The organism is Phoenicibacter congonensis (assembly GCF_902386915.1).
Lineage (GTDB): Bacteria > Actinomycetota > Coriobacteriia > Coriobacteriales > Eggerthellaceae > Phoenicibacter > Phoenicibacter congonensis.
Genome location: NZ_LR698997.1, coordinates 611,698 through 636,892, shown reverse-complemented (window position 1 = coordinate 636,892; position 25,195 = coordinate 611,698). Strand labels below are relative to the sequence as shown.

The following is a 25,195-nucleotide window of genomic DNA, read 5'->3' as shown; positions in this document are numbered from 1 at the left end:
TCTTTAGTTATAAACAGGAATGAGGAAGATTAGCCCCGAATTTGCTGGAGTAATTCCTGCACTAGAGTAGCACTGATTGATAATTTTCGCAATTCCTGTTGCCCAGTGTTTCGCTGTTGCATATTGATGCCACACTGACCCATCTTTAGCCGCCTGAAAATAGTTCCAACGCATTTTGTAAAGAGTGTTTTGACTCCATTGATTGTTGAGATAGTTCGTTGAAGATGCAATCCATTTTGCACCACCAATAATCGCCTTTTCTGGAGTGTCCCAGCCATTTTTGATAGCCGTTATTCTTCCTCCCCACAAAGGATCATTGTCAACTGCTCCAATTCCAAAGAAATTGTAATAGGTCTTGCCATCAGGCGCGGCATTCACAGGAGCGTGGCCCGAAGGAATTTCGTCGTTGTAGGTCCAACCTGTCGACAACTGCGATGTCCCCCATCCAGTTTCAAGGATAGCATGGCACAAAAGATAAACTTCATTGACACCATATTGTTTAGAAGCATCTATAAAAGCTTGCCCTTGACCTGCAAGAATGCCATTAGCACCTTTGCTGTTGGAGCTAATAAAATTATTCAAATCAACTGCAGACATAGATCCTGAATAGCCGTCATTTAGTTTTGCAAATTGATAACAATCTGATGAGCTGAAATTACACTCTGCACCGATATATCTAGTCAACTCGTCCCTTGTGCATGAGCTGTCAAAATTTTGGATGGAGGCATATTCAAGATCAACCATTCTATCTAAGGATATACCAGTGTTTTCCTGCATTAGCACTCCAAAACACACTGAGATAATCGAAGAGCGAACATTATTTGAAACAACTGCTTCGCCGCCGAAGAATTTTACTTGTCCAATCTGACTTGAATTTTGAGTGGTGTAGCTAATGGCATCACGATAGTTGTCATCGACCAACAGCAGCGGAGACTTGCTAATTCCTTGGACTACAGAACCTGCTAAAGCATCATATGGTGCTCGACCCGTTGCATATCCAGGTGAAACATTTGAAAACCCTTTTTCAGAAACAGCCCAATTGGCGATTGCAACCGACGTCTTATATTGATCTTGGCCCCATAACCTCTGAGGCTCCACACCACCAGACAGGGCAGCTACAGCGTCTAGAAAACCCATTGTTCTTTCGGAGATAACCGAACTTCCACCAAGAGCAACAACCTCTTTGTATTTGCCATCTTTTGCAGCATTTATGAGTGTTTTTTGAGCCTCTTCTGTGAGAAGACCATCGCCTTTAGCAATGAAAATTGGAGCGTTTAGGTCATAGGCAACAGGGGAAGCAGAAAGAGCGTCACCAAAACCCAGGGACGATGCAACAAACGCAATGTCACCGCTCCAGATGTTGTGCCTGTCTCCATAGTTATAAATCGCAAGTTGCGTTCCATAACAATCATCACCCCAGAGCCTTTCCTCAACAGATATTCCATTTGCTTTTAGTGTGTTTAAAACACTATCGGAAATTACAGCAGATCCGCCAACTACTATTACGCTGCTGACGCCAAGTGATTTTAAAGCGGAAAGAGTTTTATCTGGAAGAGAATCTCTATATGAAAATAAGATTGGACCTTTTTTTGAAGCCAAGCTAGACACAGCAAGTGAGTCTACCCACGCGTCGCCAGAACCAGCAATGATTGCAGAACTCGATCCCTCTGGATAGGCATATGCAGCTTCTAAAGCAGCAGTTTCAAACATATCCTGTCCTGAAAATGACACCAGTTTATCAACATCGTTGTTCATTAGACTGACTTCATCAGAGATGCCAAGTTCCCCAACCACCTCATCAATTTCAGCATCAGTTATTCCTGAAACGTAACTCTCTTCAGTTGAATCTTGCGCGTAAGAAACACAAGGAAGCATGAGAGAAATTAAAGAGAGTGACAAAACTAAAGAAACACCGCTGAGAAATCTTTTTTTCATATAGTTTTTCCGCCTTTTCTATCGAGAAACAATACCAAAAGCAATCTGTTTTGCAATAAAATCCTTCCTGTTTTGATATTGGTTCATTTCATAACTGTTATTTATAAAGCATACTTCAAGAAGAGTTGATGGCAAATAACCTCTCAGGATTGTGACTTCTTGCTTCCTCTTCCCAAGGTCGGCAAGCCCCGTTCCTTTTACCAAATTGGGATGAATGGAGTTTTGCCAAGATCGAGAAAGCCACGACGCTGCAATAATCGCTGAAATTGATCCATCAGGAAATGCATCTTTAGCTTCCATCGAGGCAGTTTGGAACATATCATCGCCTGAATAGGATAAAACCTTCACTTTCGAAGGCACCTTTTCATTAGAACCTACCATCGATAGTTAAGCAGCGAAGCTTTTTGTGCATAGCAACGCCAATTTCTCCCAGGAACTTCATGAACATCATCATTCCCAAACGCACCAGTCACTAACAGCTTAAATAAAGAAATGCAGTTGTGCACAAAAAACGAAGACACAACATGCGTCCATGGAAATTTAAACTAAAAATGCTTTTCCACAAAGGATAGCGCCGATTTAATCGTGTCTTGCATGTCGTAATATTTATACTCACCAAGGCGTCCACCAAACATCACTTTCTCTTCGTTGTCAGCGAGCTCTTTATAGCGCTTAAACTTGTTGACATTTTCAGCATCTTCCATTGGATAATAAGGCTCAATGCCGCGTTTCCAATCCTGAGGGTATTCTTTTGAAATGATTGTCGTCGGCTGAGTCCCAAACTCAAAATGTTTATGCTCAATAATTCGTGTGTAGGGAGTTTCGGCATCGGTAAAATTCATGACGGCCACACCTTGATAATTGTCACATTCAAGCTCTTTATGCTCAAAACGCAAGCTGCGATATTCAAGTTCTCCAAATTTATAATCATAAAAAGAATCTACAGTTCCAGTAAAAATTACTTTGTCACAAGCAGCCATGACCTCATCTTTGCAGTTGAAAAAATCACAGTTGAGGCGCACATCACAACCCTTTAACATCTTTTCAAAAATTGGTGTGTAGCCGCCCTTTGGTATTCCTTGGTAGGGGTCCACAAAATAGTTGTTGTCAAAACGGAATCTGAACGGAATTCGACGCATTATTGACGGAGGCAATTCCGTGCACTTTCTGCCCCACTGTTTCTCGGTGTATCCCTTTACAAGCTTTTCGTAAATGTCTTTACCAGCAAGAGAGAGAATGTGTTCTTCCAAGTTTGTTGGATTCTCACAAGCAATACATTGCGAGGCAATTTTGTCTTTAGCTTCCCTGGGCGTTACAACGCCCCAAAGCTCATAGAAAGTATTCATGTTAAAAGGAAGATTAAATAGTTCGCCGTTAAAATTTGCAACTGGAGAATTTATAAAATTGTTAAATTCAGCAAACTGCTGCAAATAATTCCAAACATTTTTGTCGGCAGTCCTAAAAATGTGAGCACCATACATGTGAACATTAATGCCTGACCAATCGCGCGTGTAACAATTGCCCCCAATGTGATCGCGTTTCTCAATGACTAGGACTGATTTGCCGCGCTTATTTGCCTCCAAGGCCACAATTGAACCAAAAAGGCCAGCGCCAACAATCAAAACATCATGGTGATTATTCACAAATTCTCCTTTTCTAAATTTAAAACGCAATAAAAAAACCACCTGCGGGTTAATCGACTTGCTCGCATAAGTTTTACAACGAATACACTGTTATTTTATAATGTAGTGTCGATAAAAGAGAAAAAAGGCAGGATTAATGACCCCAAAAGTCTCAATCGTTGTTCCAGTTTACAATGTTGAAAAATATTTAAATGAGTGTTTAAGCTCCCTTAAAGACCAAACACTAAAAGACATAGAAATTCTCGTAATTGACGATGGCTCCACAGACAGCTCTCTAGAGATTGCTAGAAAATATGAAAAAGCAGATTTCCGCTTTAAAGTGTTTACAAAGCCAAATGCAGGCTATGGTCACTCAATGAACATGGGCTTCAAAAATGCAACAGGTGACTACATTGGCATCGTTGAATCAGATGACATCGCAAGTGTAAACATGTTTCAACAGCTCTGGGAACTTGCAACAAAAACCAATGCAGATGTTGTGAGGTCAAATTATTGGACGATGAAAGGTGGCGAACTAACCAACGTCATCAACGTTACAGATCTTTCTGGTGCACCCTATGAAAAATCGTTCAATCCAGCTGATTTCACCGACATTTTGCGAGGAAGTCCAGCCATCTGGACAGGGCTTTACAAAAGGGAATTCATTGCTGATAACGGAATTGATTTCCTTGAAACACCAGGGGCATCCTACCAAGACACAGGTTTCATGCTAAAAGCATTGACGCTCGCAAACAGAGCCGCAATCACTCGACGCGCATTTTTGCACTATCGAATTGACAATGAAAACTCTTCTGTCAAATCGGGAGCGAAAGTGTTTTGCGTCTGCGATGAATACAAGTCTTTTGAGGAGCTTTTAGCTAAACATCCCACAAAACTCGATGCTTTCAAAAAAATTGTCCCTGCTAAAAAATGGGAGACATATCTTTGGAACTATAACAGACTAGACATCGCTCTTAGAGACGACTTCTTAAAGCAAATGCGAAAAGAATTTAAAGTCTATGAAGACGAGGACAGACTTGATAAAAACTTCTTTGCTGTTGCAGAATGGGAAGAAGTGCAAAAGTTAATTAACGACAAAGAATGGAAAACAGAACAAAACTTCACAGTTGTACCGCACAAGATTTCTTCGGTTAAGAAAGCTTTTGTGCTGGCAACAAACAAACTGTTTAAATAAATCGACCCAGGATTTTTATGCAATCTAAAAACGATATTTCATCGCTTCTTGTTTCTGTTGTTATCCCAGTGTATAACGCAGAAGAATATCTTGACGAAATGTTAGAGTCGCTAACGAATCAAACTCACAAGAACATCGAAATAATTTGTGTAAATGACGGCTCAAGCGACAACAGCCTAGAAGTGTTGAGAAGCTGGGAGAACAAAGATTCTCGACTCAAAGTGATTGATAAAGAAAATTCCGGAGCAGGAAAAACAAGAAATGCTGGACTTGATGAAGCAAAAGGAGACTACATTTGTTTTGTAGACTCCGATGATTTCGTAGAGCCAGAGCTCATTGAGCAAGCTCTCTGCGCATCAGTCGAAAATGATGCCGATGCTGTTGTGTTTGACATCGATTTATTTGATGAAGAGACAAAAAAATTTACTCCACACAAGACAGCAGTCGACAAAAGCAGAATTCCTGCGAAAAAAGCATTTAAAGCTTCTGACATTGATCACTTTTACAAATATTTAATTGGTTTTACTGTTAACAAACTCTACAAACGATCAATGTTGGAAAGCCTTCACTTGCGGTTCCCAGCTGTAGGAGCACATGAAGACATGCCTTTTACATATGTTGCACTAACGGCGGCAAACAAGATTTATTACCTAAATAAAAACTTATATCACTACAGAAGGTCTCGTGAAGGAAGTTTGAGCGACACCACAAGCAACGAATATCAGTTCATGATTGACGCACTTGTCGTAATGAAAAATCAGCTTGAAGAATATGGCCTCATGAACAGCAACAGACAAAACTATCAAAACTATGTTTTGCACATGCTCTATTGGAAAGAAACAACGCTAACACTTCCCTACAATTTAGCATTCATGCAGGATTGCAGAGAGAAATATGTGCCACAGTTTGAACTCGACAAACCAGCGGCAACCTACTATTTCGACGGCGTGGAGAGAGCATTTTTGGCGTCACTAAAAAACCAAAGTTCCAAAGAGAAACTAAAAGCGAAGCTTTTTTTGGGAGAGAGCCCAGATGATGAGACGGTTGCGCTAAAAGCATACAAAAAAATGTTTGACAACAAAAAACCATCAAAAGCAAGAAGAGCAGCGCACTTGGCAAAGGCGTTTGCTAAAGAAGTAAAATATTCAGGTTGGTCATCAGCCCTAAACAGAACTAAAACACGATTGAGCAGTCAGGATACCGATGAGTAATAGCGATAATAACACTCAGGCATTAACTCGAGAGTCTGAAATTGCAACTAACGCAATTGAAACTCGCACATGGAAGAAAAACCTGTTTATTCTAAAAACACTTGTAGGAAAAGATTTCAAAGTCAAATACAGAAGAAGTGTTCTCGGTGTCGTGTGGTCGGTCCTAAACCCGCTTCTCATGATGATAGTCATGTCTGCCGTTTTTTCATATATGTTCCGATTTAACATTGAAAACTTCCCTCTTTATTTGATTCTTGGGCAGATTATGTTCAACCTAATGAGCGACGCAACAAGTGGAGCAATGCAGTCAATCATTGGCGCAGCCTCACTCATTCAAAAAATTAGAATCGAAAAAATGGTGTTTCCGCTTGAAAAAGTCATCTTTTCGCTGGTGAACTTTTTGTTCTCGGCAATTGCTGCAGTGGCTGTAATGATTTATTTCAGAATCATGCCAACGTGGGACATTCTCTTTCTGCCTCTTTGCATCGTTTATGTTGTTGCTTTTTCTGCAGGTTTAGGATTGATTTTGTCGTCACTTGCAGTGTTTTTCAGAGATGTTATTCATTTGTGGAGTGTAGTTCTGACCGCCTGGACCTATGCAACACCACTTTTTTACCCACTAGAACTTCTGCCTGACACACTGCAATTTCTCATTCAGTTCAATCCAATGTATCAATACATCACCTATTTCCGCGACATCATGATGTATGGAATCACACCAACACTAGAGCAGAATTTAATTTGCATCGCAATGGCAGCGATTTCATTGGCTCTTGGAATATTAGTTTTTAGAAAAACAGAACATAAATTCATTCTTTACGTATAAAGACAGGGCGCACAGTGAATAATAAAATCGACACTTCTGAGGTAATGATTGAAGTTAAAGATGTTGACATGGTGTTCAACATTGCTAACGAAAAACTAACAAACCTAAAAGAATATTTCATAAAAATGATTCGTCGTGAATTGATGTTTAGGGAATTCAAGGCACTTGAGAACATCAATTTCACTGTCAACCGAGGCGATGTTTATGGCATCGTTGGAACAAACGGCTCTGGCAAATCAACGCTTCTAAAAATTGTTGCAGGCGTGCTTGAACCATCAAAAGGAACATGCAAAATCAATGGCACAATTGCTCCTTTAATTGAGCTCGGCGCCGGTTTTGACTATGAGCTAACAGCCAGAGAAAACACCTATCTCAACGGCTCCCTGCTTGGCTATAGCAAAGAGTTTATAGATGAGAATTTCGACAAAATTGTTGACTTTGCCGAAATCCACGACTTTGTTGACATGCCCATGAAGAACTATTCATCGGGCATGGTTGCAAGAATTGCATTTGCAATTGCAACAGCCACAGTCCCCGACATTTTGATTGTTGATGAGGCATTGTCAGTTGGCGACTTCCTCTTCCAAGAAAAATGCATGAGAAGAATCAACGACCTTGTAGACAACTACGGGACCACACTTCTGTTTGTTTCACACAGCATCGACCAGGTAGAACAACTCTGCAGAAAAGCCATTTGGATTGAAAAAGGGCACATGCGCATGAAAGGCGACGCGAAAGAAGTTTGCGAGGCCTACAGAAACCTAGGGGCATAAATTATTAAGCCAAAATTTGATGAAGCTATCGCGATGCCAGACTAGAAGCAAACGGTTTTTAGCACGGCTCCTCAAAGAAGATGAAGGGATAGATTAATGTTTGAGTTTCAATTCTCTAAACCATCAAAACAAACTTTAATTTCATCAGACATTCAAACCCCTTCTGATTTCATCAAAAAAGAAGAAATTCAAACAATTCGACCAACATGGTGGGGTGAACATTGTGTTGAATGCTCTGAGCCTCTTTGTTTTACAACATGCAATCATTACGAAAAACGTTGCGATGGCAAATGCCGAAGGTTTAAAAATGGCATTATCTGCAACGAAAGCCAATTATTCAAAGATTTCATTTCAAGCGCCGAAATTTCATTTAAGGAATGGGGAAAACTCGAAACTGTAATTTTCCCAGGAATGACAACTTTAGAAAAAGTTGAAAACAAAAATAATCCACTCATCTCAAAATCAGTAACACTAGCCAAACAAGAAGAAGATAATCACGGTTCAGTTTTGCTCAATAAATTCAACGAGATTTATGAAGAAGGCAACATACAAGGGGCCGACATCCTAGACGACGACGAGTTGGGAGCTACAAGCGACTACTTCCTTCTGCAAGTTTATTCATTTAACGAAGAAAAATGGGATCTGGCATTTGAGTTGACATCACTTAAGAGGTTAATGCACAGAAGTGTGTTTCCTGTCAACAAGGGATTCAATCAATTTCTCATACACACAGAACTTGCCACACCAAAAAGCAAAACGTTTATGTATACACCTGATGTTTTGATGGCGAGATTGATTCCTGTAAACGACTACAACGCGCACATTGTTATTCTTTCAGCCGATTTTGTCAACCCGAAAGAAGAGTCTAAAACAAAGTGGATGGACATCGCAAAAAGCAATTCAGACAGCACACAGGAAGAAATTGGGATAGTCGTTCCTTCTGCTCCAGCAAAAAAAGTCAAGGTTGTCTGTTGGGACCTTGACAACACCATTTGGGATGGGACACTCGTTGAAACCCCAAAAAATTCGCTTAAAATTCGCAATGGAATAAAAGAAACTATCGAGCAACTCGACAAAAAAGGCATCGTCCAAATGGTTGTATCAAAAAACCAAGAAGATGACGCGGTTTTTGAACTTAAACGACTTGGAATAGATGATTTTTTTGTTTACAAAATGATCAACTGGAGTCCGAAAAGTCAAAATATTAAAAAGATTGCAGATGCACTGAATCTCAACCTCAACTCGTTCGCGTTTATTGATGATCAAGTGTTTGAACGAACAGAAGTTTTGAACGCTATCCCCTGCATAAGAACGTACAACGAAACAGAAGCAACCACAATTCTTGATTTGCCTGAGTTTGACACACCCATCACGAACGACTCAAAAAAGAGACGCGAGATGTATCAAACAGAAGCAAAGCGAGTCCAAATCAAAAGCAGCTTTAGTGGAACAAACACCGACTTTGTTAAATCCTGTCAAATGGTGGTGACTGCAGAAAGCCCAGACTCAAACGAAAAGAAGAAACGCTCTTATGAGCTTTTGCAGAGGACAAACCAATTAAACCTATCTGGGATCAAATATAGCGAGGATTCCTTTAATTATTTAATTAACAATAGCTACAGAAACTCGTCAGTTTGTTTCTTTTGCAATGATAAATTTGGAGACTATGGTCAAATTGGCTTTATTTCTCTTTTTAAAAACGGAGCTACTTTAGAAGTTCGCGAATTTGCAATGTCGTGTCGAGTAATGGGCAAATATGTAGAAAACGCTATTTGCAACTGGCTGTGCGATTTAGCCATCAATAATAATTGCGAAAAAGTTACCTTCATTGGAAGGAAAACAGACAGAAATGCCGTTATGACACAAACTCTCAAGCAAATAGGGTTTGAGTCCAGAGAAGCTCTAGAAACAGAAATTAGATTAGAACACACCACATCAATCTGCATCCCCAACAGTGATGTGGTTACATTAAATGCAGATGCTTGCAAAGACATTGAGCTAACTTTGATATCGAATGAAACCGAAGATTTTGCAATTAAGCAGTTCTCAGACTATGAAACAATTAGAACTAAACTTGCAGAAATAAACAGTCGGGAAAACTCCAGCTTGAATGAACTCAGTCTTGTTAAAAACTCTACTACATATAAAGTCGGTAGGGCACTGATGTTTATTCCGTGTAGATTGAAAAAGCTATTTAACAAATAGTTTGTGTTTGACTCTTGAGGCAAAAAGCCTTGTGACAGGAATTTTATAGCTCAGTGAAACGGGCCTTTTCAAAGCATTTGAATGCATTTCTTTATCACAATGCCATCCAATAGCATATCTTCCTTCATCAGGATTCCAAACCTTGTAGGCAAGCCCTGCCCTTTGAATTAGCTCTGCCTCGTCAGAATTAGCTTCAATTCTTCTAACAGTTATGTCACTGTGCAAAGACTCGAAACGTTCCAAATCATAGAACTCTATAAAAAATTCAGCATCTTTAATGATCTTTTGTCTGAGCAATAGATAAACCGCCTGGCCGCAAAAGCAGTGATCTATGTGAGGAGGCATTGAGACATTTCTCTCACAAGGGTTAAAAGATGACTCCCACCTTGGTGCATGAACACACACTCTGTCAGGGTTAATCATTTCAACGACTGACTTAATGGCAGCCTTAACTTCTTCAACCGAAAAATTCATGTCAACAAAACGCGGGTTAGAGAGGTGTACGTTGTCTTTATTTATCCCTAACCTAGAACAACATTCAAAGAATTCTTTATCTCGACTTGCGACAAAATCTTCAGTTGACAATGCATATTTATGACAGTCATGAAAGTCCTTGCCACCATCAGTGCATTTTTTGCCGTCGGCAAGCATGTCTTTTACCCAGCACTCCGAGCCATCTGTCACTAAAAGGACATAAACACTGTCCCCACGTGAGAGAGTCTTCACTACATCAAGACCAAAAGTAAAAAGCTCATCATCTTGATGGGGAACTACATAAAGTGTTTTTCTCGTCAAATTGTGCACATCTCCTAAAAATGCTAGCCCAGTTGACCTCATCTCATAACCAGCGCTCTAATGCAAATGAGGATTAAGGCACAACTCTATTAAGCACCGGGACTTTCTTAATTAACAGCACAATCATAACGCAAAGGGCATACACCACAAATGGCGCAATCACGCGCAAACCAATCGATGTCAGTGGCACATGAAGAATCCCAAAAATCACATCTTTAATTAAGATGCAGTGGATTAAATAAACGCCCAAGCTGCAAGAAGAGACCTTCCCAACAAAAGAAGTCATCTTGGGTTTTAGCTTTGAAAAATCTAGATATTTAAAAAAAACAAACACTGCTAAAGCAGGCAAAACGCCAACAAAAGATGCATACGAAGTGCTCAAATAGCTTGTTTTAGCACCCAGAGACGCCGATAAATTGGCCATCTCAACAAACCTAATGATAAGAGCTGCAATTCCAAGTGCATAAATTATCAATCGATGCTTCTTCGAAATGTCTTGAGTGGACACAAGATAGCCGAGCACGGCGTAAAAAACAAATGCCGTGGCGACTGGTTGTTGAATTTCAGTATTCCAAGGAACTCCAAAGAGGGTGGCAAGGGGCGGAATAACAGATTGAAGAACAAAAAATGTTCCAGCTAGATACCAAAGAACACGGCGTCTGTCGGCCAAACAAGACAAAACAGGATATGCCAAATAAAGCGCAAACAGTGGAAAGAAAAACCAGTAAACAGTCTCAATTCCATTATTCATAAAAAGTGAGACAAACTCTGTTAAACCAAAAGTTGGGGAGGTTGCGAGCATTCCGAATCTTAAAAAGTAAATCGCTATGCTCCAAAAAATAAAAGGAACAAAAGTTCTCAACATGCGCTTTTTGAAAAATGTCTTTGTGTCATAACGATCGCGATAGCGCATGAGATTCGCGCCTGAAAGCATCAAAAAAATTGGCACAGCCCACCAAAACACAACTTCGATAACAAGAGAACAAAGCCAATTGATGCCCGGTTGATAGGCATGAACAAGAACGTTGCAATGCATAAAAACTACTGCCAAGCACGCAGCAATGTTTAATGCATCAAAATACACAATGCGCTGTTTTTCCATAAAAGAGCTACCCTATTCAATTAAGTAAGCAAAATATTCCCAAATTAAGACGAGTTTTAGTATATTGCATGAGATGCAAGTGTCAAAGAATACTTCTGTTGACAGTTCGCTTTTAGTGAAAATGCAGAACGAATTGATCTCCGACGCCAAGTGAGAGATTTGTTACACAAACCTTAAAGAATGGTGGAGCATAGGGGGATCGAACCCCTGACCTCATGGCTGCCAGCCATGCGCTCTCCCAGCTGAGCTAATGCCCCACGGCGATAGATATGATAACACAGAGAAGGCTTATTCCAAAACCTTAATCACATCATCGAGTGCGCCTTTGACGTCATAATCCTCAACTTTGCCACTGTCAACGAGTTTGGCAAAACCAGGATCCAAAGGAAGTGTCGCATATGAAGGAATGCTATATTTTTTAGCAACATCTTCAGCTTGTGTTTCACCAAAAATGTAGTGTTTTTTGTTGCACTCATCGCAAACAAAATAACTCATGTTCTCAACTAACCCCACAACAGGAACTTTCATTTCTTTCGCGAGATTTACAGCTTTTCCGACAATCATCTGAACAAGCTCTTGAGGAGCTGAAACCGAAACAATCGCGTCAACTGGAATCATTTGCATGATAGTCAAGAAAACATCGCTTGTTCCTGGAGGCATGTCGAACAACAAATAGTCGAGCTCACCCCACATCACTTCTTCGTAAAATTGCTTGATAACGCCGCCAATCAAAGGCCCTCGCCAAGCAACAGGAGCCTCTTCATTATCGAGAAGCAGATTCAATGACATAATTTTGATGCCACTTTCGGTGAGAATTGGCTCTATGCCAGCAATTGACGCTCCGGGACGACGGTTTACGCCAAACGCTTTTGGAATCGAAGGTCCGGTGATGTCGGCATCCAGGATTCCAACCTTTTTGCCTTGTTTTTGAAGTTCAGAAGCAAGCATGCATGTGACTGCGCTTTTTCCAACACCTCCTTTTCCAGAAACAACGGCGACAATTTTTTCTATTTTCGAAGAAGGGAGTGGAGAATATTTTTGTGGAGCGGTGCGCTGACCACAGCTTCCAAAAGTGCACGTTGAACAGTCATGCGTGCATCCCTCAGGTGTTTGATTATTTTGATCTTCAGCCATGATAACTCCTTATCAGTTCATTGAATTCATATTACAACAAGGAACTATCGTTCTATTGGAGGTGAATCATCATTGGGAACTTTAAGCCGTGGTGTCGTTTTGAAGCATTTTCGCTAACTAGCACGAAGAGTTCTGTTTTTTCACAGAAGTGAGCACAAGCATGATCACCATGAGAACGAGCCCACAGGAATCCCACATTGTAAAATCGGTGCCAAGCCAAAGAAAGGAAAGCACAGCTGCGCTGACTGGTTCAACTGCTCCAAGCAAACTGCCAACCACAGGACCAACCATTGAAACACCACGCACATATAGTGCAAACGCCAGAAAGGTTCCTGTAAAAGCAAGTCCAAATACTGCGATTAACCAGTCTTGAACTTCCAGATTAGAAACTGCACCCAAACAATCTATTCCGGCCATTTGCAAGCAGGCAAGAACGATCCATCCGCCAATTGCACAAATTAATGTCCCACATGCGACCGAAGCAAAACTCCCAATTGCATCAAAGAGCCCTGTGTATTTCGGAAACATAATGTAGCCCGCGCAAGCAAAAGCGTTTAGAATGCCCCAGAAAAGCCCTAAAGCTGGCAAAACAACTGATCCCAAGTCGCCCTGAGTGCTAATTACCACAGTAGCAATTATGGCCAAAAACAGTGCAGAGACTTCCCGTGTTGCGGGTAATTTTTTCAAAATAAAGCAGGTGATTACCATAACAATAACAGCTGAAAGCATTTGTAAAACAGTTGCTGTGCCTGCATTTGTGTAGGCGACTGCTGCCGAATAGGCAAACTGATCGACGCCTAGAGAAACAGCAAAAAGAAAGAAGCCTCGAATAGTGCGTTTGTTTTTAAAAATAGTGTGGAAAGGCCCAACAAAAACCTTTCCTGCTCGAACAACTTTTCTGCGACGCCAGGTCATTGCCAAAAAGAAAAACAAGATGGCAATGCTTGAGCGAAAAGCAGTCAAGAAAATTGGATGCACTCCACAATGCTGCGTCAAGTATTGCGCACAAGATCCTGAAAAACCCCACAACGCAGCACCTGTGACGGCAGAAAGAAAACCTAGTAAAAATTTTGAATTCCCATTCATCTAATGCACCCAATATAATTACTCATGCGAAAAAGCCCTATCAAGATGGATATATTAACAAACTTTCTCAAGACGGCAAAAAGTCATGATTCTACAGACTTTTAGGAGAGAATGCAGCTATTTTTACTGAAGGGTTTTAAAAAAAATTGAAATTAGAAAGCCATTAAATTTAAATGCCTTCAAGTAAATCTAGAAAGCTTTTCAGAAATAAAATAGGCGACTATGCGATTGCTCTCGAGGTAATTCTCTCTTCCCTTTTGCGTAAAAATGAACCTTTTGGAATTTCGACTTTTGAAGTTGCGTGGTAAAGTTCGCCAGGCCTGTTTACCTCTTCTTGCTCTCGCTCAACACCAAGCTTGTCGAGCCACACAAAATTGTTAATCGAAAAAGTTTTCACTCCAGTCTTTGGAATAAGCGCCTCAATTTGCTCATCTTGACAGATTTTATTCCTGCATCTAATAGTGAGCTCAAATTCATCGCTGTCACGCATTCGCGTGCAGTCAAGAACATCTGCAACATGCAAAGTTTGTTGAGTGTAGCCATCGAAGTCAAGAGACTGGCGAGGGTTTGCGTAATAAAAACCGCACGAGTAGGGCCGATGAGACACGCATTCGAGTTCTTCATGAACCGATTCTGGAGCGGCCCCATCTAGAACTCGACGATAAGCTCCAACAACAGAAGCAACATAAAAAGCTTTCTTGTTTCTTCCCTCTATTTTTATTGAATTTACTCCAACATCAGCTAACTCTTGCAAATGATCTATCATGCAAAGATCTTGGGCGTTGAACAAATAGGTCAAACTTCTGACGCCAGAATCTTCATCGGCGCCAGAAACAGTTTCTCTTTTAGAGCACATGCCTGTCTCTGCTGGCAAAGAATCAATCGATGATAACAACTCAGGATTTGCTGTTTGATAAAGGGAAACTTCTTCCAGATCAAACTCAAGACCAGGACGTTTTTCTTCAACGACGTGATAGCCCCAGCGACAAGGCTGAGTGCATGCACCACGGTTCGCACTTCGATCACAAAGATAACTAGAAATCAAGCAACGTCCACTCTGTGCCATACATTGCGCTCCGTGAACAAACGCCTCAACCTCAAGTTCAGGTGGAATGTTTAACCTAAATTCAGATATTTCTGACATTGTCATTTCACGAGCGAGAACAACTCGGCTTGCACCCATTTGATAGAACGCTTTTGCGCTTTCTGAATTTGCAACAGCAGCTTGAGTGGAAACATGAAGTTCAACTCCGGGTGCATGTTTTAATAAGAGCTGCATTGCCCCGATGTCTCCAATGATTGCTGCATCGACACCTGCCGCCTGAATCTTTTCAAAATAGGAAGGCAACACTTTTAAATCGTCTTCGTGCATTTGAATATTTAGAGTGACATGCACCTTAACACCAGCGCTGTGTGCAATTTTTACCCCTTCAGACAATTCATCAAACGAAAAGTTTTTCGCCTTAGCGCGCATAGAAAACTGATCGAGACCAAGATAGACTGCATCGGCTCCAAAATTGACAGCCGCAATCAACTGCTCTAACCCTCCGGCAGGAGCAAGCAACTCTAGCGAGGATAAAGCGCCGTTTTCAGACGTTATGTTATGCGATAAATTCATGATTATTTATAATGTTAGCAAAGAGACTAGGAGGAATCATGGCTACAAAAGCACTAACATCTGCAATCATTCTAGCTGGTGGCTCAGGTACTCGTTTTAAAAAACCTGGAGGCAAGCAAACTGTAGTCCTAGGCGATAAGCCAATGCTCACATGGTCTCTTAAGGCTTTTGATAATTCTGAAAACATTGCAGAAATCATTCTAGTTTGTCCAAAAGATAAACAAGACGAATACATGAGCATTGCAGTTGAACCGTTCAACATTAAAAAACCTGTAAAACTAGCGGAAGCTGGAATGATTCGACAGGAAAGCGCTCTGCATGGTCTTGAAGTTACGTCCGATGACTTGCCAATAGTTGCAATTCATGACGGAGCTCGTCCCCACATTACAACACAAACCATCGACCACGCAATAAACGAACTTAAAGGAAATTATGAAATCGACGGCGCAATCGTTGGCTTCCCCTGCATTGACACTATTAAAGTCCTTGAAGACGGGTTAATTGCAGGCACACCCGATCGCTCAGTTTTGTGGACAGCACACACTCCACAGGTTTTCAGAAAAGCAATTTATAAAGAGGCACACGTTGCTGCCCTTGCTGATGGCTTCGTTGGGACCGACGACTCTTCTTTAGTTGAACGCCTGGGGGGGCGAATAGCCGCCATCAATGGCACAAGAAACAACATTAAACTCACGATTCCAGAGGATTATGAACTCTTAATCTCGTCAATTCGAACGATGCTTGGAAGTTCAATTGAAATCGAAACAGGAACTCATGGAGAATAGCTCAACGCCAACACTCTCAATTGGGCACGGTTTTGATGTCCACGCATTAGCAGCAGGTAGAAAGCTAATATTAGGTGGGGTCGAAATTGAACACAAATCGGGTTTGTTGGGTCATTCTGATGCAGATGTGCTTGTTCACGCCATCATGGATGCAATCCTGGGAGCAGCCCGAATCGGCGATATTGGAGACTTGTTTCCCGACACCTCTTCCGAATGGAAAGATGCCGACTCAATCGAAATGCTAAAAATAGTTGCTCAAAAAATTGAAGAGTCGGGCTTTACTATTATTGACATTGATTCTGTGCTAATGGCACAAGCTCCAAAAATTGCTCCCCACAAACAGCAAATGCGTCAAAACATCGCATCGGCGCTTAAATTACCAATTCAGAAAGTCGGTGTAAAGGCCACAACAACAGAGCGCCTTGGATTCGTTGGGAGAAAAGAAGGGATGGCAGCGAGCGCTGTCTGTTTGCTCGAGCACAACTGAGAGCATGGCCAAACAAATCTTCGTTAAAAGATTGGCCGCATTAACCAACAATTAAACATTGCCGAAAGATGCCGGCGTTTGCTCATTCACAAATTCGGAAGCCATTAAAGGCAAAACGATTGGTCGGCATGGGTCAAAGCAATTAAAATAATTAAATGTGAGATTGAATAGTTTACGTGGAAACTTTGGTCAATAAGGTGAGAAAAGAAATGCAAATTTATGACACAAAAGCCAGAAAAAAAAGAGAACTTATCCCTCGTGAAAAAGGAAAAGTTGCGATGTATGTTTGCGGGCCTACCGTTTACAACAAAATTCACATCGGCAATGCTCGAACATTTCTCTCTTTCGACATGATTCGTCGCTATTTCGAATACCGAGGTTATGAAGTCACCTTTGTGCAAAATCTCACCGACTGTGATGACAAAATCATCAATAAAGCAAATGAAGAAGGGCGCTCCCCCGAAGAAGTCACTGAAGAGTTTATAAACAAATTTATAAATGACATGCATGATGCTGGTGTTCTCGACCCAACAATTCGGCCTCGTGCAACTCAAGAAATTCCCGAGATGATTGACATCACTCAGACTCTCATCGACAAAGGCCATGCATATGAGGTCGAAGGCGATGTTTACTTCGATGTCTCATCCGACAAAACCTATGGAGTTTTGAGTGGTCGAGATGTTGAAGACGCAGAGTCGGGACACAGAACGCTTGTTGCAGACGGCCAGGGGCTAGAAAAGCGCAAACGCGCTGAAGCAGACTTTGCTCTTTGGAAAGCGTCAAAGCCTGGCGAACCTTCATGGGACAGCCCCTGGGGCAAAGGTCGCCCTGGATGGCACACAGAATGCGTTTGCATGTCTAAAAAATATCTTGGACTTCCTTTTGACATTCATGGTGGTGGCTCTGACCTAATTTTTCCGCATCATGAAAACGAAATCGCTCAGGCAGAGTGTGCATGGGGACAAGGATTTGCAAACTACTGGATGCATTCTGGAATGCTCAAAATCAACGACGAAAAAATGAGCAAGTCGCTCGGAAATTTTCTCATGCTTGATGAGGTGTTAAATCAAACCGACGCCAGGGTTCTTCGCATGTTGACTCTTCAAACACACTATCGCACGCCACTAAACTTTTCAGAAGAGCGCTTGACTGAAGCAGGCAAGGCTTTGGGTAACATCGAAAACTGCATTCGCAATCTTGAGTGGCTCATCAAAAATGCAACAGATGGCGAGCCAACAATCGATGGTGATGAGCTAGTAGAGCTGATTAAGAAGTGCAAAGATGCATTTATTTCACACATGGACGACGACTTCAATGCCCCAGCAGCAGTGGGAGAAATCGCCTCGTTTTCTAATGAATTAAACAAAATTTTTGATCCCAACAAAACGATTTCGAAAGACGATTCCAAAGCAGCAGAAAAAGCCAAAGACTTGTTAGTTGAATTGTTTGGAGTTTTTGGCATCGATTTAAACCAAAATAGTGAGAATAACGACGAAAGTGTTCCAGCAGAAATCTCATCAATTTGCAAAACGATTGGCATCGAAGAGGCTGGCACTCTTGATAAAACGTTAGAAAAAATCATTAGTGTTAGGGCAGAAGCTCGAAAAAACAAAGACTGGTCCAAAGCAGACAAAATTAGAGATGAGATTGCAAGCGCAGGATGGACGATGGAAGACACCGCTCAGGGGACGAAAATTTACAAGTAAATCACACGTTTTCGCCTCGCAATTCGTTTGTAATAGATTAAATTGGAAGGCACATTTACGAGTGTTTTTTATTGACAATTGAGACTTATTGAACCGTTTTAGATTAAAAATTGTCAGAAACGAGAGAAATTACTAAGCAAATCGAACTGAGAAGCAATCAAAAATATAGAAGCATCAAAAAAGCCTGCAACATGCAGGCTTTTTTCAATTGGCTATGTTTGAAAAGCCCTTACGCAATAAAAAAGCTAGGCTATTCTAACAATGCTCATTGCACTTCATGCAAGGGCTTTTTGGCCAAGCAACGCCTGCCTCGCGAGAACACTAGTCCTCCTCTTCCTCAGAATCATCTGAGTCTTGTTCTGGTTCTACAGTTTTGCTTTTTTCAAGACACTTGCCTGTGTCATCGAGATCAAAGTCGGTGAGTAAAAGTTCTGCGTCACGAGCGATTGACTCATGCTTTCTGGGCTCTGGTATGTCTCCGCAACCAAGAGAGAAAACGAGTTCGCTGTCGTCTCCAACAATTGAAGAATCGAGTTTCGCTTCGCGTTTATCATCCTCGTCAGCAGCTGGTTTATCTGCAACATCAACAACGATAATGCTTCCCTCTGGCCACTTCCCTTCCAAAATTTGCTCAGAAATAACATCCTCGATTCTGCGTTGTATCGCCCGACGCAAAGGACGTGCACCGTTTGTTGGATCCATCCCAACATCTGCTATGTAGTCTTTTGCCGCATCGGTGAGCTCAATTGAACGATTAATCTCGATGAGTCTGTCGCGAAGTTCTGCAATCATGAGGTCAACAATTTGACGAATTTGTTCTTTTGTGAGCGACTTAAACACAATAATTTCGTCAAGACGGTTCAAAAATTCTGGGCGGAAGAGCTTCTTAAGTTCGCTCATGACGCGAGTTTTAATTTCCTTGTCAGAAAGACCGCTTTCGCCAGACTTTGAAAAACCGAGCGTTGTAGTCTGCGCAATGTCACGCGCACCAACATTAGACGTCATGATGATGACCGTGTTTCTAAAGTCAACCGTTCTTCCTTGTGAATCGGTGAGGCGTCCCTCCTCAAGAATTTGAAGAAGAATGTTAAAAACATCGGGATGAGCTTTTTCAATCTCATCAAAAAGAACGACAGAATAGGGCTTCTTCCGAACAGCTTTAGTCAACTGACCGCCATCGTCATGCCCAACATATCCTGGAGGAGCGCCGACTAGGCGACTCACTGCGTGTTTTTCCATGTATTCACTCATGTCGAGCGAAATGAGAGCATCCTCAGAATTGAATAAGAATTCTGCAAGCGCTTTTGAAAGCTCCGTTTTCCCAACGCCTGAAGGCCCAAGGAAGATAAACGACCCTGCTGGGCGTTTTGGGTCCTTAAGACCACTGCGCGACCTGCGAATTGCCTTAGACACAGCAGTGACTGCCTCATCCTGCCCAATTACACGCTCGTGCAAAACTTCTTCCATGCGCAAAAGCTTAGCAGTTTCGGCCTCTGTCAAATCAGAAACTGGAATTCCTGTTGACATAGAAATAACCTCGGCGATTTGCTTTTCTCCAACAACTGTAATCTTTTCGTTGTTTTCGTTGTGACGCATGTTTCTAATGCGGAGTCGGGCACCCGCCTCATCAAGAACATCGATTGCTTTGTCTGGTAAATAACGATCTTGGATATATCGACTCGACATCTTAACAGCAGCAACAATAGAATCATCAGAATAGGTCACGCCGTGATGCTTTTCATAACGTTCCTTCAATCCTTCAAGAACTCTAATTGCCTGTTCTTCGCTTGGTTCCTCAACAGTGATTGTTTGAAAACGACGTTCAAGTGCGGCATCTTTTTCAATGCGTTTGCGATATTCTTCTGAGGTTGTAGCTCCAATTATCTGAATTTCACAACGTGAGAGCGGAGGTTTTAATATTGAAGCGGCATCTAGAGAGCCTTCCGCTGACCCAGCTCCAATGATTGTGTGTATTTCGTCAATAAACAAAAGCACATTTTTCTTATGCTTCACTTCATCGATTACTTTTTTCAAACGGTCTTCGAATTCACCGCGATATTTAGAACCTGCAATCAGGCTCGAAATGTCAAGCGTGATAACTGTTTTGTCAAGAAGAAGTTCTGGGACCATTTTTGCAACTATGAGCTGTGCCAAACCCTCGACAATTGCAGTTTTGCCAACCCCTGGCTCGCCAAGAATCAAAGGATTGTTCTTCTGGCGTCGGCAGAGAATCTGTGCAACTCGTTCGATTTCGGCAGCGCGTCCGATGACAGGGTCAAGTTGACCCTTTTTAGCCTTCTTGGTGAGATCAGTTCCATATTCTTCTAAAACGCTTCTCTCTTTTTCTGACCTACGAGAGCGTGGACCACCTGCAAGAACCGGCGATTTTCCAATAATTTCTAGCGTTGTCTGGCGAACATCATCAATGTCAATGTTCAGCTTTTTCAAAACTTTAATGGCAGTGCAATCTTCCTCGCGAATAATTCCAAGCAGAAGATGTTCTGTTCCAATGTAGGCCTGACTCATTTGTAGTGCCTCGCGATAGGCATGTTCAAAAACATGCTTCACACGTGGAGTGTATGAAATGTTTCGAATTGTTGGATCAGCTGGCTGCACAGTGAGTTCTCGGATAGCATCAACCACTTTTTCACGTTCGACGCCAAGTTGCTTTAACGCCATTGCGCCAAAGCCTTCCTTCTCATCAATGAGACCGAGTAACATATGTTCAGTTCCAACATATGAAGCGTCGAGGTCTCGCGCTGCGCGCTGCGCTAACACTGTAACTTTTCGTGCCTTATCTGTAAATTTTTCAAATGCCATATCACAACTTTCGTTAATTCGCGTTTTCTCCAATTTTACTTTATTTGACAATAGCAACGCTAACAGACGAATAAGTTAAACCAGCTGTATCACTGGTAAAATGTTTGCAAGTTTACAGCTCACATGAAAGGTTTTAAAGTTGCGCCTCGTAGTAAAAATTGGAACTTCTACACTAACCCACAAGGGAGGCCACCTAAACATAAGGCGTGTGGAAGAGTTGTGTAAAGTTCTGAGTGACATTAGCAATGCAGGACATGAACTTGTCATAGTTTCCTCTGGTGCAATTGCAATGGGGATTTCAAAACTAGGTCTCATTGAAAGGCCAAATGACATCCCAACCTACCAGGCTGTTTCAGCAATCGGGCAATGCGCACTGATGTATGTTTACGACAAACTATTTACAGAACACAATCACGTCATTGGACAGATTTTGATAACTGGCGCCGACCTTCGTAACGGAGAACGCAGAGAAAACTTTCATAACACGCTGTTCAAACTTCTTGAGATGAAGACAATACCAATCATCAACGAAAATGACACTATTGGTACTGAAGAGATTGTTATTGGAGATAATGACCAACTTGCGGCCTATGTCGCGCGCACAATCGAAGCGGACATGCTAATAATGCTCACCGACATCGATGGACTCTTCACTGCAGCTCCAAATGTGGATCCAAACGCTGTGTTTATCCCACTGGTAGAAGAAATTACACCAGAGATTGAAAAGATTGCTGGCGGAGCGGGAACGAAGTTTGGAACTGGCGGAATGTACACAAAAATTAAAGCTGCAAAGATAGCAACAGAAGCTGGAACCGAGATGGTGATCACAAATGGTCACGACCCAGACAACCTTTACTGCACAGTTGAAGGACACACAAAAGGAACAAGGTTTTTAGCAAAATAAACTTGCACATTAATTCGTGCGCGGTTTTCAAGCTGAGACCTAACAACGAGCTCCCATTGGAGGTTTAAACATGATTTCCACACACGAAATTCTCGAGAACGCAAAAAACGCTGTTGCAGAAGTTTCCAATCTTTCTTCTGCAAAAAAGAATGAAGCGCTTTTAAAGATTGCCGAAGCGCTTTTAAAAAACGAAGCGACAATCCTTTCTGCAAATGCAAGAGATGTGGAGGCTTCCCGCGGCGTAATCAGCGACTCAATGATTGATCGCTTGACGCTAAATCATGACAGAATAGAGGGGATGCGTGACGGCATCGTCGAGGTCTCCAAACTCGATGACCCGTGCGGAATTGTTCTCGACACCATAAAGCCCAAAAGTGGGCTTCTGATTGAAAAAGTGACTGTTCCACTTGGTGTTGTTGCAATCATTTACGAAAGCAGGCCAAATGTAACATCTGACGCTCTTGCTCTTGCTCTAAAGTCGGGAAATGTCTGCATTTTACGCGGTGGGAAAGAAGCATTCGAGACATCTAAAGCCATAGTCGATGTCGCAAAAGGCGTGCTCAAAGATTTAGGAATAAATCAAAGCGCAATTAATCTCATCGAAGACACAACTCGTGCTAGCGCAACCGAACTCATGGAGGCGCGAGGATATGTGGATTTGCTTGTGCCACGAGGTGGAGCAGGGCTAATTAATGCTGTTATTGAGAATGCGAAAGTGCCCTGCATTGAAACAGGCACAGGGATTTGTCACGTCTATGTTGATGAGAGCGCAGATCAGGAAATGGCGCTAAACATTGTAGAAAACGCGAAGACAAGCCGACCTTCAGTCTGCAATGCGATGGAGGTTTTGCTCGTTAACAAAAACATTGCAGAAAAGTTTTTGCCTTTAATAAAACAAAGGCTTTGCGGAGAAGATGCTCCCCACAAAGTAGAACTGCGATGTGATGACACTTCCGCCAAAATTCTTGGTGAAAATGTGTGTTCAGAACAAGACTTCGACACTGAATTTCTTGACTACATAATGGCGATTGCAGTAGTTAATGATGTCAAAGCAGCAGTAAAACACATTGCTAAACATTCGACTCATCATAGCGATGCTATTGTCACATCAGACGATGCAGCAGCCGATTATTTCGTCAAAAACGTGGACAGCGCTGCAGTCTATGTGAATGCATCAACACGCTTTACCGACGGCGGGGAATTTGGCATGGGTTGTGAAATGGGAATCGCGACACAAAAGATGCACGCCCGCGGCCCTTTTGGCCTGCGTGAGTTGACCACGTGGAAATACATAATCCACGGCTGCGGTCAAATTCGCGTTTAACACTGCAATATCAACATTCGCGTCTAGCACGAGAACAACTAACTAAATTCTCTTCAAATAACCAAACTCGGCTTAATAACTGAGTTTGGTTTTAGCAATTAAATTAAGTTTAATTACAAGCTTGCTTCTAATGACTAACTTCGCTTCTAGCTTGAAACAACACGCTCTTTAATGCATAAAAGTCAGCAATAGATTCCAATTTGCTTCATGGCTGGCACCGTTTTATTACAGGGTTGGCACCGTTATTCACGCTATGACTCACGAATTTATGGCTGGCACCTGTTCACGCTATGGCTGACACCGTTTTATTACAGGGTTGGCACCGTTTTCCACGAATTTACACGAATTTATGGCTGGCACCTGTTCACGCTATGACTGACACCATTGTTCTCTGCACCGTTGTTCTCGAATTTATGGCTGGCACCAGTGAGCAGATTGCAGAAAAACTTCGTTAAGCCAGGAAGCCTTAAAGTTTGTGCCAATAAAGACACAAGTTGGCTCTTCGTCTTTATAGGCTTCGGCGCCGCTGACTTGCCAGGCGCGATCAACCACATCGAACCGAAGCAGCTGACCTCCGCATGGCAAAAATCCTTTGGCGCGGACAATCTCACCAAAAGTTCCTGCCACAAGAGCATCAAGAAACCAAAGCAAGTGATTCTCTGTCGGTAAAGACGCATTTTTAATCGAAATGCTTGTAAAACCTGAATCGTCATTGTGATTATGATGGTGCTGGCTATGATGCGAGTGACTGTGAGAATGTTGAAAATGATTATGGCTGGCACCGTTGCGCAACGACTTCTTTCCTCTGTCTGAAATGAAAGAGTTTCCAGCGTGATAGTCACTTTCGCAGCTTGCTTCTTTTATGGTTGATTCACTTGTTGATGATTCATTTGTGGCTAGTTCATTTATGCCTGGCACCATTGTGCAAGAGTCACTTTTATGGCTGGAACCATTGTGTAATAGAGAAAGAAACCAGGCAGGGTCGATGTTGCACCAGGAGTCAGCAACGATATTAGCGCTGGGATTCTGATTATTTAGCCATTCAATAAGAAGGGTAAGCTCTTCTGAAATGAGTTGATCAGTCTTTGAAACAACAAGTGTGTTGGAGGAGACAACTTGATCGAGAAAGATTTCCGGAAACTTGTCTCGAGAGGACTTCCATGCTCCCCCATCAATTATTGTCAGCGGTTCTAAAAGAGAAATATGTTCATAACAGACGAGATTTACATTTTCCACAACGCTTGAGAGTTTAGCCACACCAGTCGGCTCAACCACAAGATAATCAGGGTCAAAAGTGTTTGAAATCGTGAGGACAGAGGAGGCGAAATCCTGCCTACCCGAGCAACAAATGCAGTTTTCGGTGCTTTCCCAAACAGTGAGTTCATCAACTTGAGATAATTCCTTGGCATCGATGTCGGCTTGACCATACTCATTTTCATAAACGACGAAATCACGGCCCGACTTCCGCGCTAGCTCCTTTATAAATGTAGTTTTCCCCGCACCAAGAAAGCCAGACACGATTAAAACTTCCATCGTCACCTCAATTCCTAGATTTCCGCTTTAATAGACAAAATAAGTTAACTGTTGGCGAAGCGCAACGACCTACAAAGCAAATCTAATCTGCTATAAATTAGATGCTCAATCTTTAAACAAACGAGAGAGCTTGC

20 protein-coding genes and 1 tRNA gene are annotated in these 25,195 nt (G+C 42.0%); 10 read left to right on the top strand and 11 right to left on the bottom strand.

Features of this window, described 5'->3' with window-relative positions; all coding sequences use genetic code 11:
* Nucleotides 1-3: 3 nt before the first annotated feature.
* From FXZ76_RS06470 to glf, 3 genes are all read right to left on the bottom strand, one after another.
* Nucleotides 4-1,935, bottom strand: a complete 1,932-nt coding sequence (locus FXZ76_RS06470) for a cell wall-binding repeat-containing protein (protein WP_079535670.1) — start codon at nucleotides 1,933-1,935, stop codon at nucleotides 4-6.
* Nucleotides 1,936-1,953: 18 nt separating this feature from the next.
* Complete coding sequence (locus FXZ76_RS02765) at nucleotides 1,954-2,316, bottom strand: N-acetylmuramoyl-L-alanine amidase (protein WP_147571522.1); 363 nt, start codon at nucleotides 2,314-2,316, stop codon at nucleotides 1,954-1,956.
* A 164-nt stretch (nucleotides 2,317-2,480) separates the two neighbouring features.
* On the bottom strand, nucleotides 2,481-3,578 hold the full coding sequence (glf, locus tag FXZ76_RS02760; RefSeq protein WP_079535668.1) for a UDP-galactopyranose mutase: 1,098 nt from the start codon (nucleotides 3,576-3,578) through the stop codon (nucleotides 2,481-2,483).
* Nucleotides 3,579-3,714: 136 nt separating this feature from the next.
* On the opposite strand from glf, the gene FXZ76_RS02755 reads away from it, so the two are divergent.
* The 5 genes from FXZ76_RS02755 to FXZ76_RS02735 all read left to right on the top strand — a co-directional run bounded on the left by FXZ76_RS02755 (nucleotide 3,715) and on the right by FXZ76_RS02735 (nucleotide 9,767).
* Nucleotides 3,715-4,752 carry a glycosyltransferase gene (locus tag FXZ76_RS02755; protein ID WP_079535667.1) on the top strand — a complete coding sequence of 346 codons (1,038 nt, stop codon included), beginning with the start codon at nucleotides 3,715-3,717 and terminating at the stop codon, nucleotides 4,750-4,752.
* A gap of 17 nt (nucleotides 4,753-4,769) precedes the next feature.
* Nucleotides 4,770-5,963 (top strand): glycosyltransferase family 2 protein, encoded by a 1,194-nt coding sequence (locus FXZ76_RS02750; RefSeq protein WP_079535666.1) that lies wholly within the window; start codon nucleotides 4,770-4,772, stop codon nucleotides 5,961-5,963.
* Entirely contained in the window at nucleotides 5,956-6,789 is an 834-nt protein-coding gene (locus FXZ76_RS02745; protein WP_079535665.1) for an ABC transporter permease, read from the top strand. Before FXZ76_RS02750 ends, FXZ76_RS02745 begins: the two co-directional genes overlap by 8 nt.
* A 14-nt stretch (nucleotides 6,790-6,803) precedes the next feature.
* Entirely contained in the window at nucleotides 6,804-7,562 is a 759-nt protein-coding gene (locus FXZ76_RS02740) for an ABC transporter ATP-binding protein (RefSeq protein ID WP_079535664.1), read from the top strand.
* 96 nt (nucleotides 7,563-7,658) lie between these two features.
* On the top strand, nucleotides 7,659-9,767 hold the full coding sequence (locus FXZ76_RS02735; protein WP_079535663.1) for an HAD-IIIC family phosphatase: 2,109 nt from the start codon (nucleotides 7,659-7,661) through the stop codon (nucleotides 9,765-9,767).
* On the opposite strand, the gene FXZ76_RS02730 is transcribed toward FXZ76_RS02735, so the two are convergent.
* The 6 genes from FXZ76_RS02730 to FXZ76_RS02705 all read right to left on the bottom strand — a co-directional run bounded on the left by FXZ76_RS02730 (nucleotide 9,753) and on the right by FXZ76_RS02705 (nucleotide 15,502).
* Nucleotides 9,753-10,562, bottom strand: coding sequence for a PIG-L family deacetylase (locus tag FXZ76_RS02730; protein WP_157887279.1), 810 nt, complete (start codon nucleotides 10,560-10,562; stop codon nucleotides 9,753-9,755). The two genes, FXZ76_RS02735 and FXZ76_RS02730, sit on opposite strands and share 15 nt — an antisense overlap.
* A 73-nt stretch (nucleotides 10,563-10,635) precedes the next feature.
* On the bottom strand, nucleotides 10,636-11,664 hold the full coding sequence (locus FXZ76_RS02725) for an acyltransferase (RefSeq protein WP_079535661.1): 1,029 nt from the start codon (nucleotides 11,662-11,664) through the stop codon (nucleotides 10,636-10,638).
* Nucleotides 11,665-11,845: 181 nt separating this feature from the next.
* Nucleotides 11,846-11,921: transfer RNA gene (locus FXZ76_RS02720), tRNA-Ala, on the bottom strand.
* 31 nt (nucleotides 11,922-11,952) lie between these two features.
* Nucleotides 11,953-12,798, bottom strand: a complete 846-nt coding sequence (locus FXZ76_RS02715) for an Mrp/NBP35 family ATP-binding protein (RefSeq protein ID WP_079535660.1) — start codon at nucleotides 12,796-12,798, stop codon at nucleotides 11,953-11,955.
* Between the two features lie 117 nt (nucleotides 12,799-12,915).
* The gene (locus tag FXZ76_RS02710) at nucleotides 12,916-13,884 is read right to left on the bottom strand and encodes a DMT family transporter (protein WP_079535659.1); all 969 of its coding nucleotides are present in this window, start codon (nucleotides 13,882-13,884) and stop codon (nucleotides 12,916-12,918) included.
* Between the two features lie 220 nt (nucleotides 13,885-14,104).
* Nucleotides 14,105-15,502, bottom strand: coding sequence for a U32 family peptidase (locus tag FXZ76_RS02705; RefSeq protein ID WP_079535658.1), 1,398 nt, complete (start codon nucleotides 15,500-15,502; stop codon nucleotides 14,105-14,107).
* Between the two features lie 38 nt (nucleotides 15,503-15,540).
* Here FXZ76_RS02705 and ispD point away from each other — a divergent pair, with 38 nt between their 5' ends.
* The 3 genes from ispD (at nucleotide 15,541) to cysS (ending at nucleotide 18,480) form a co-directional block, all read left to right on the top strand.
* Nucleotides 15,541-16,287: a 2-C-methyl-D-erythritol 4-phosphate cytidylyltransferase gene (gene ispD / locus FXZ76_RS02700; RefSeq protein ID WP_157887278.1), complete on the top strand. Its 747-nt coding sequence runs from the start codon at nucleotides 15,541-15,543 to the stop codon at nucleotides 16,285-16,287.
* Complete coding sequence (gene ispF / locus FXZ76_RS02695) at nucleotides 16,277-16,774, top strand: 2-C-methyl-D-erythritol 2,4-cyclodiphosphate synthase (RefSeq protein ID WP_079535656.1); 498 nt, start codon at nucleotides 16,277-16,279, stop codon at nucleotides 16,772-16,774. Before ispD ends, ispF begins: the two co-directional genes overlap by 11 nt.
* A 209-nt stretch (nucleotides 16,775-16,983) precedes the next feature.
* The gene (gene cysS / locus FXZ76_RS02690; RefSeq protein WP_079535655.1) at nucleotides 16,984-18,480 is read left to right on the top strand and encodes a cysteine--tRNA ligase; all 1,497 of its coding nucleotides are present in this window, start codon (nucleotides 16,984-16,986) and stop codon (nucleotides 18,478-18,480) included.
* A 321-nt stretch (nucleotides 18,481-18,801) separates the two neighbouring features.
* Here cysS and FXZ76_RS02685 read toward each other — a convergent pair whose 3' ends face one another.
* Complete coding sequence (locus tag FXZ76_RS02685) at nucleotides 18,802-21,300, bottom strand: ATP-dependent Clp protease ATP-binding subunit (RefSeq protein ID WP_079535654.1); 2,499 nt, start codon at nucleotides 21,298-21,300, stop codon at nucleotides 18,802-18,804.
* A gap of 139 nt (nucleotides 21,301-21,439) precedes the next feature.
* Here FXZ76_RS02685 and proB point away from each other — a divergent pair, with 139 nt between their 5' ends.
* Nucleotides 21,440-22,204, top strand: a complete 765-nt coding sequence (proB, locus tag FXZ76_RS02680; protein WP_079535653.1) for a glutamate 5-kinase — start codon at nucleotides 21,440-21,442, stop codon at nucleotides 22,202-22,204.
* A gap of 70 nt (nucleotides 22,205-22,274) precedes the next feature.
* A complete protein-coding gene (locus FXZ76_RS02675; protein WP_079535652.1) occupies nucleotides 22,275-23,528 on the top strand; it encodes a glutamate-5-semialdehyde dehydrogenase in 1,254 nt (417 codons plus the stop codon).
* A 411-nt stretch (nucleotides 23,529-23,939) separates the two neighbouring features.
* Here FXZ76_RS02675 and FXZ76_RS02670 read toward each other — a convergent pair whose 3' ends face one another.
* Complete coding sequence (locus tag FXZ76_RS02670; RefSeq protein ID WP_079535651.1) at nucleotides 23,940-25,061, bottom strand: GTP-binding protein; 1,122 nt, start codon at nucleotides 25,059-25,061, stop codon at nucleotides 23,940-23,942.
* Nucleotides 25,062-25,195 lie beyond the last annotated feature (134 nt).

Excerpts from the sequence above, each read along its gene's own strand:
- FXZ76_RS06470 (WP_079535670.1), bottom strand. The coding sequence starts at position 1,935 with ATGAAAAAAAGATTTCTCAGCGGTGTTTCTTTAGTTTTGTCACTCTCT.
- FXZ76_RS02765 (WP_147571522.1), bottom strand. The coding sequence starts at position 2,316 with ATGGTAGGTTCTAATGAAAAGGTGCCTTCGAAAGTGAAGGTTTTATCC.
- FXZ76_RS02755 (WP_079535667.1), top strand. The coding sequence starts at position 3,715 with ATGACCCCAAAAGTCTCAATCGTTGTTCCAGTTTACAATGTTGAAAAA.
- FXZ76_RS02750 (WP_079535666.1), top strand. The coding sequence starts at position 4,770 with ATGCAATCTAAAAACGATATTTCATCGCTTCTTGTTTCTGTTGTTATC.
- FXZ76_RS02745 (WP_079535665.1), top strand. The coding sequence starts at position 5,956 with ATGAGTAATAGCGATAATAACACTCAGGCATTAACTCGAGAGTCTGAA.
- FXZ76_RS02735 (WP_079535663.1), top strand. The coding sequence starts at position 7,659 with ATGTTTGAGTTTCAATTCTCTAAACCATCAAAACAAACTTTAATTTCA.
- FXZ76_RS02725 (WP_079535661.1), bottom strand. The coding sequence starts at position 11,664 with ATGGAAAAACAGCGCATTGTGTATTTTGATGCATTAAACATTGCTGCG.
- FXZ76_RS02715 (WP_079535660.1), bottom strand. The coding sequence starts at position 12,798 with ATGGCTGAAGATCAAAATAATCAAACACCTGAGGGATGCACGCATGAC.
- FXZ76_RS02710 (WP_079535659.1), bottom strand. The coding sequence starts at position 13,884 with ATGAATGGGAATTCAAAATTTTTACTAGGTTTTCTTTCTGCCGTCACA.
- FXZ76_RS02705 (WP_079535658.1), bottom strand. The coding sequence starts at position 15,502 with ATGAATTTATCGCATAACATAACGTCTGAAAACGGCGCTTTATCCTCG.
- ispD (WP_157887278.1), top strand. The coding sequence starts at position 15,541 with ATGGCTACAAAAGCACTAACATCTGCAATCATTCTAGCTGGTGGCTCA.
- ispF (WP_079535656.1), top strand. The coding sequence starts at position 16,277 with ATGGAGAATAGCTCAACGCCAACACTCTCAATTGGGCACGGTTTTGAT.
- cysS (WP_079535655.1), top strand. The coding sequence starts at position 16,984 with ATGCAAATTTATGACACAAAAGCCAGAAAAAAAAGAGAACTTATCCCT.
- FXZ76_RS02685 (WP_079535654.1), bottom strand. The coding sequence starts at position 21,300 with ATGGCATTTGAAAAATTTACAGATAAGGCACGAAAAGTTACAGTGTTA.
- FXZ76_RS02675 (WP_079535652.1), top strand. The coding sequence starts at position 22,275 with ATGATTTCCACACACGAAATTCTCGAGAACGCAAAAAACGCTGTTGCA.
- FXZ76_RS02670 (WP_079535651.1), bottom strand. The coding sequence starts at position 25,061 with ATGGAAGTTTTAATCGTGTCTGGCTTTCTTGGTGCGGGGAAAACTACA.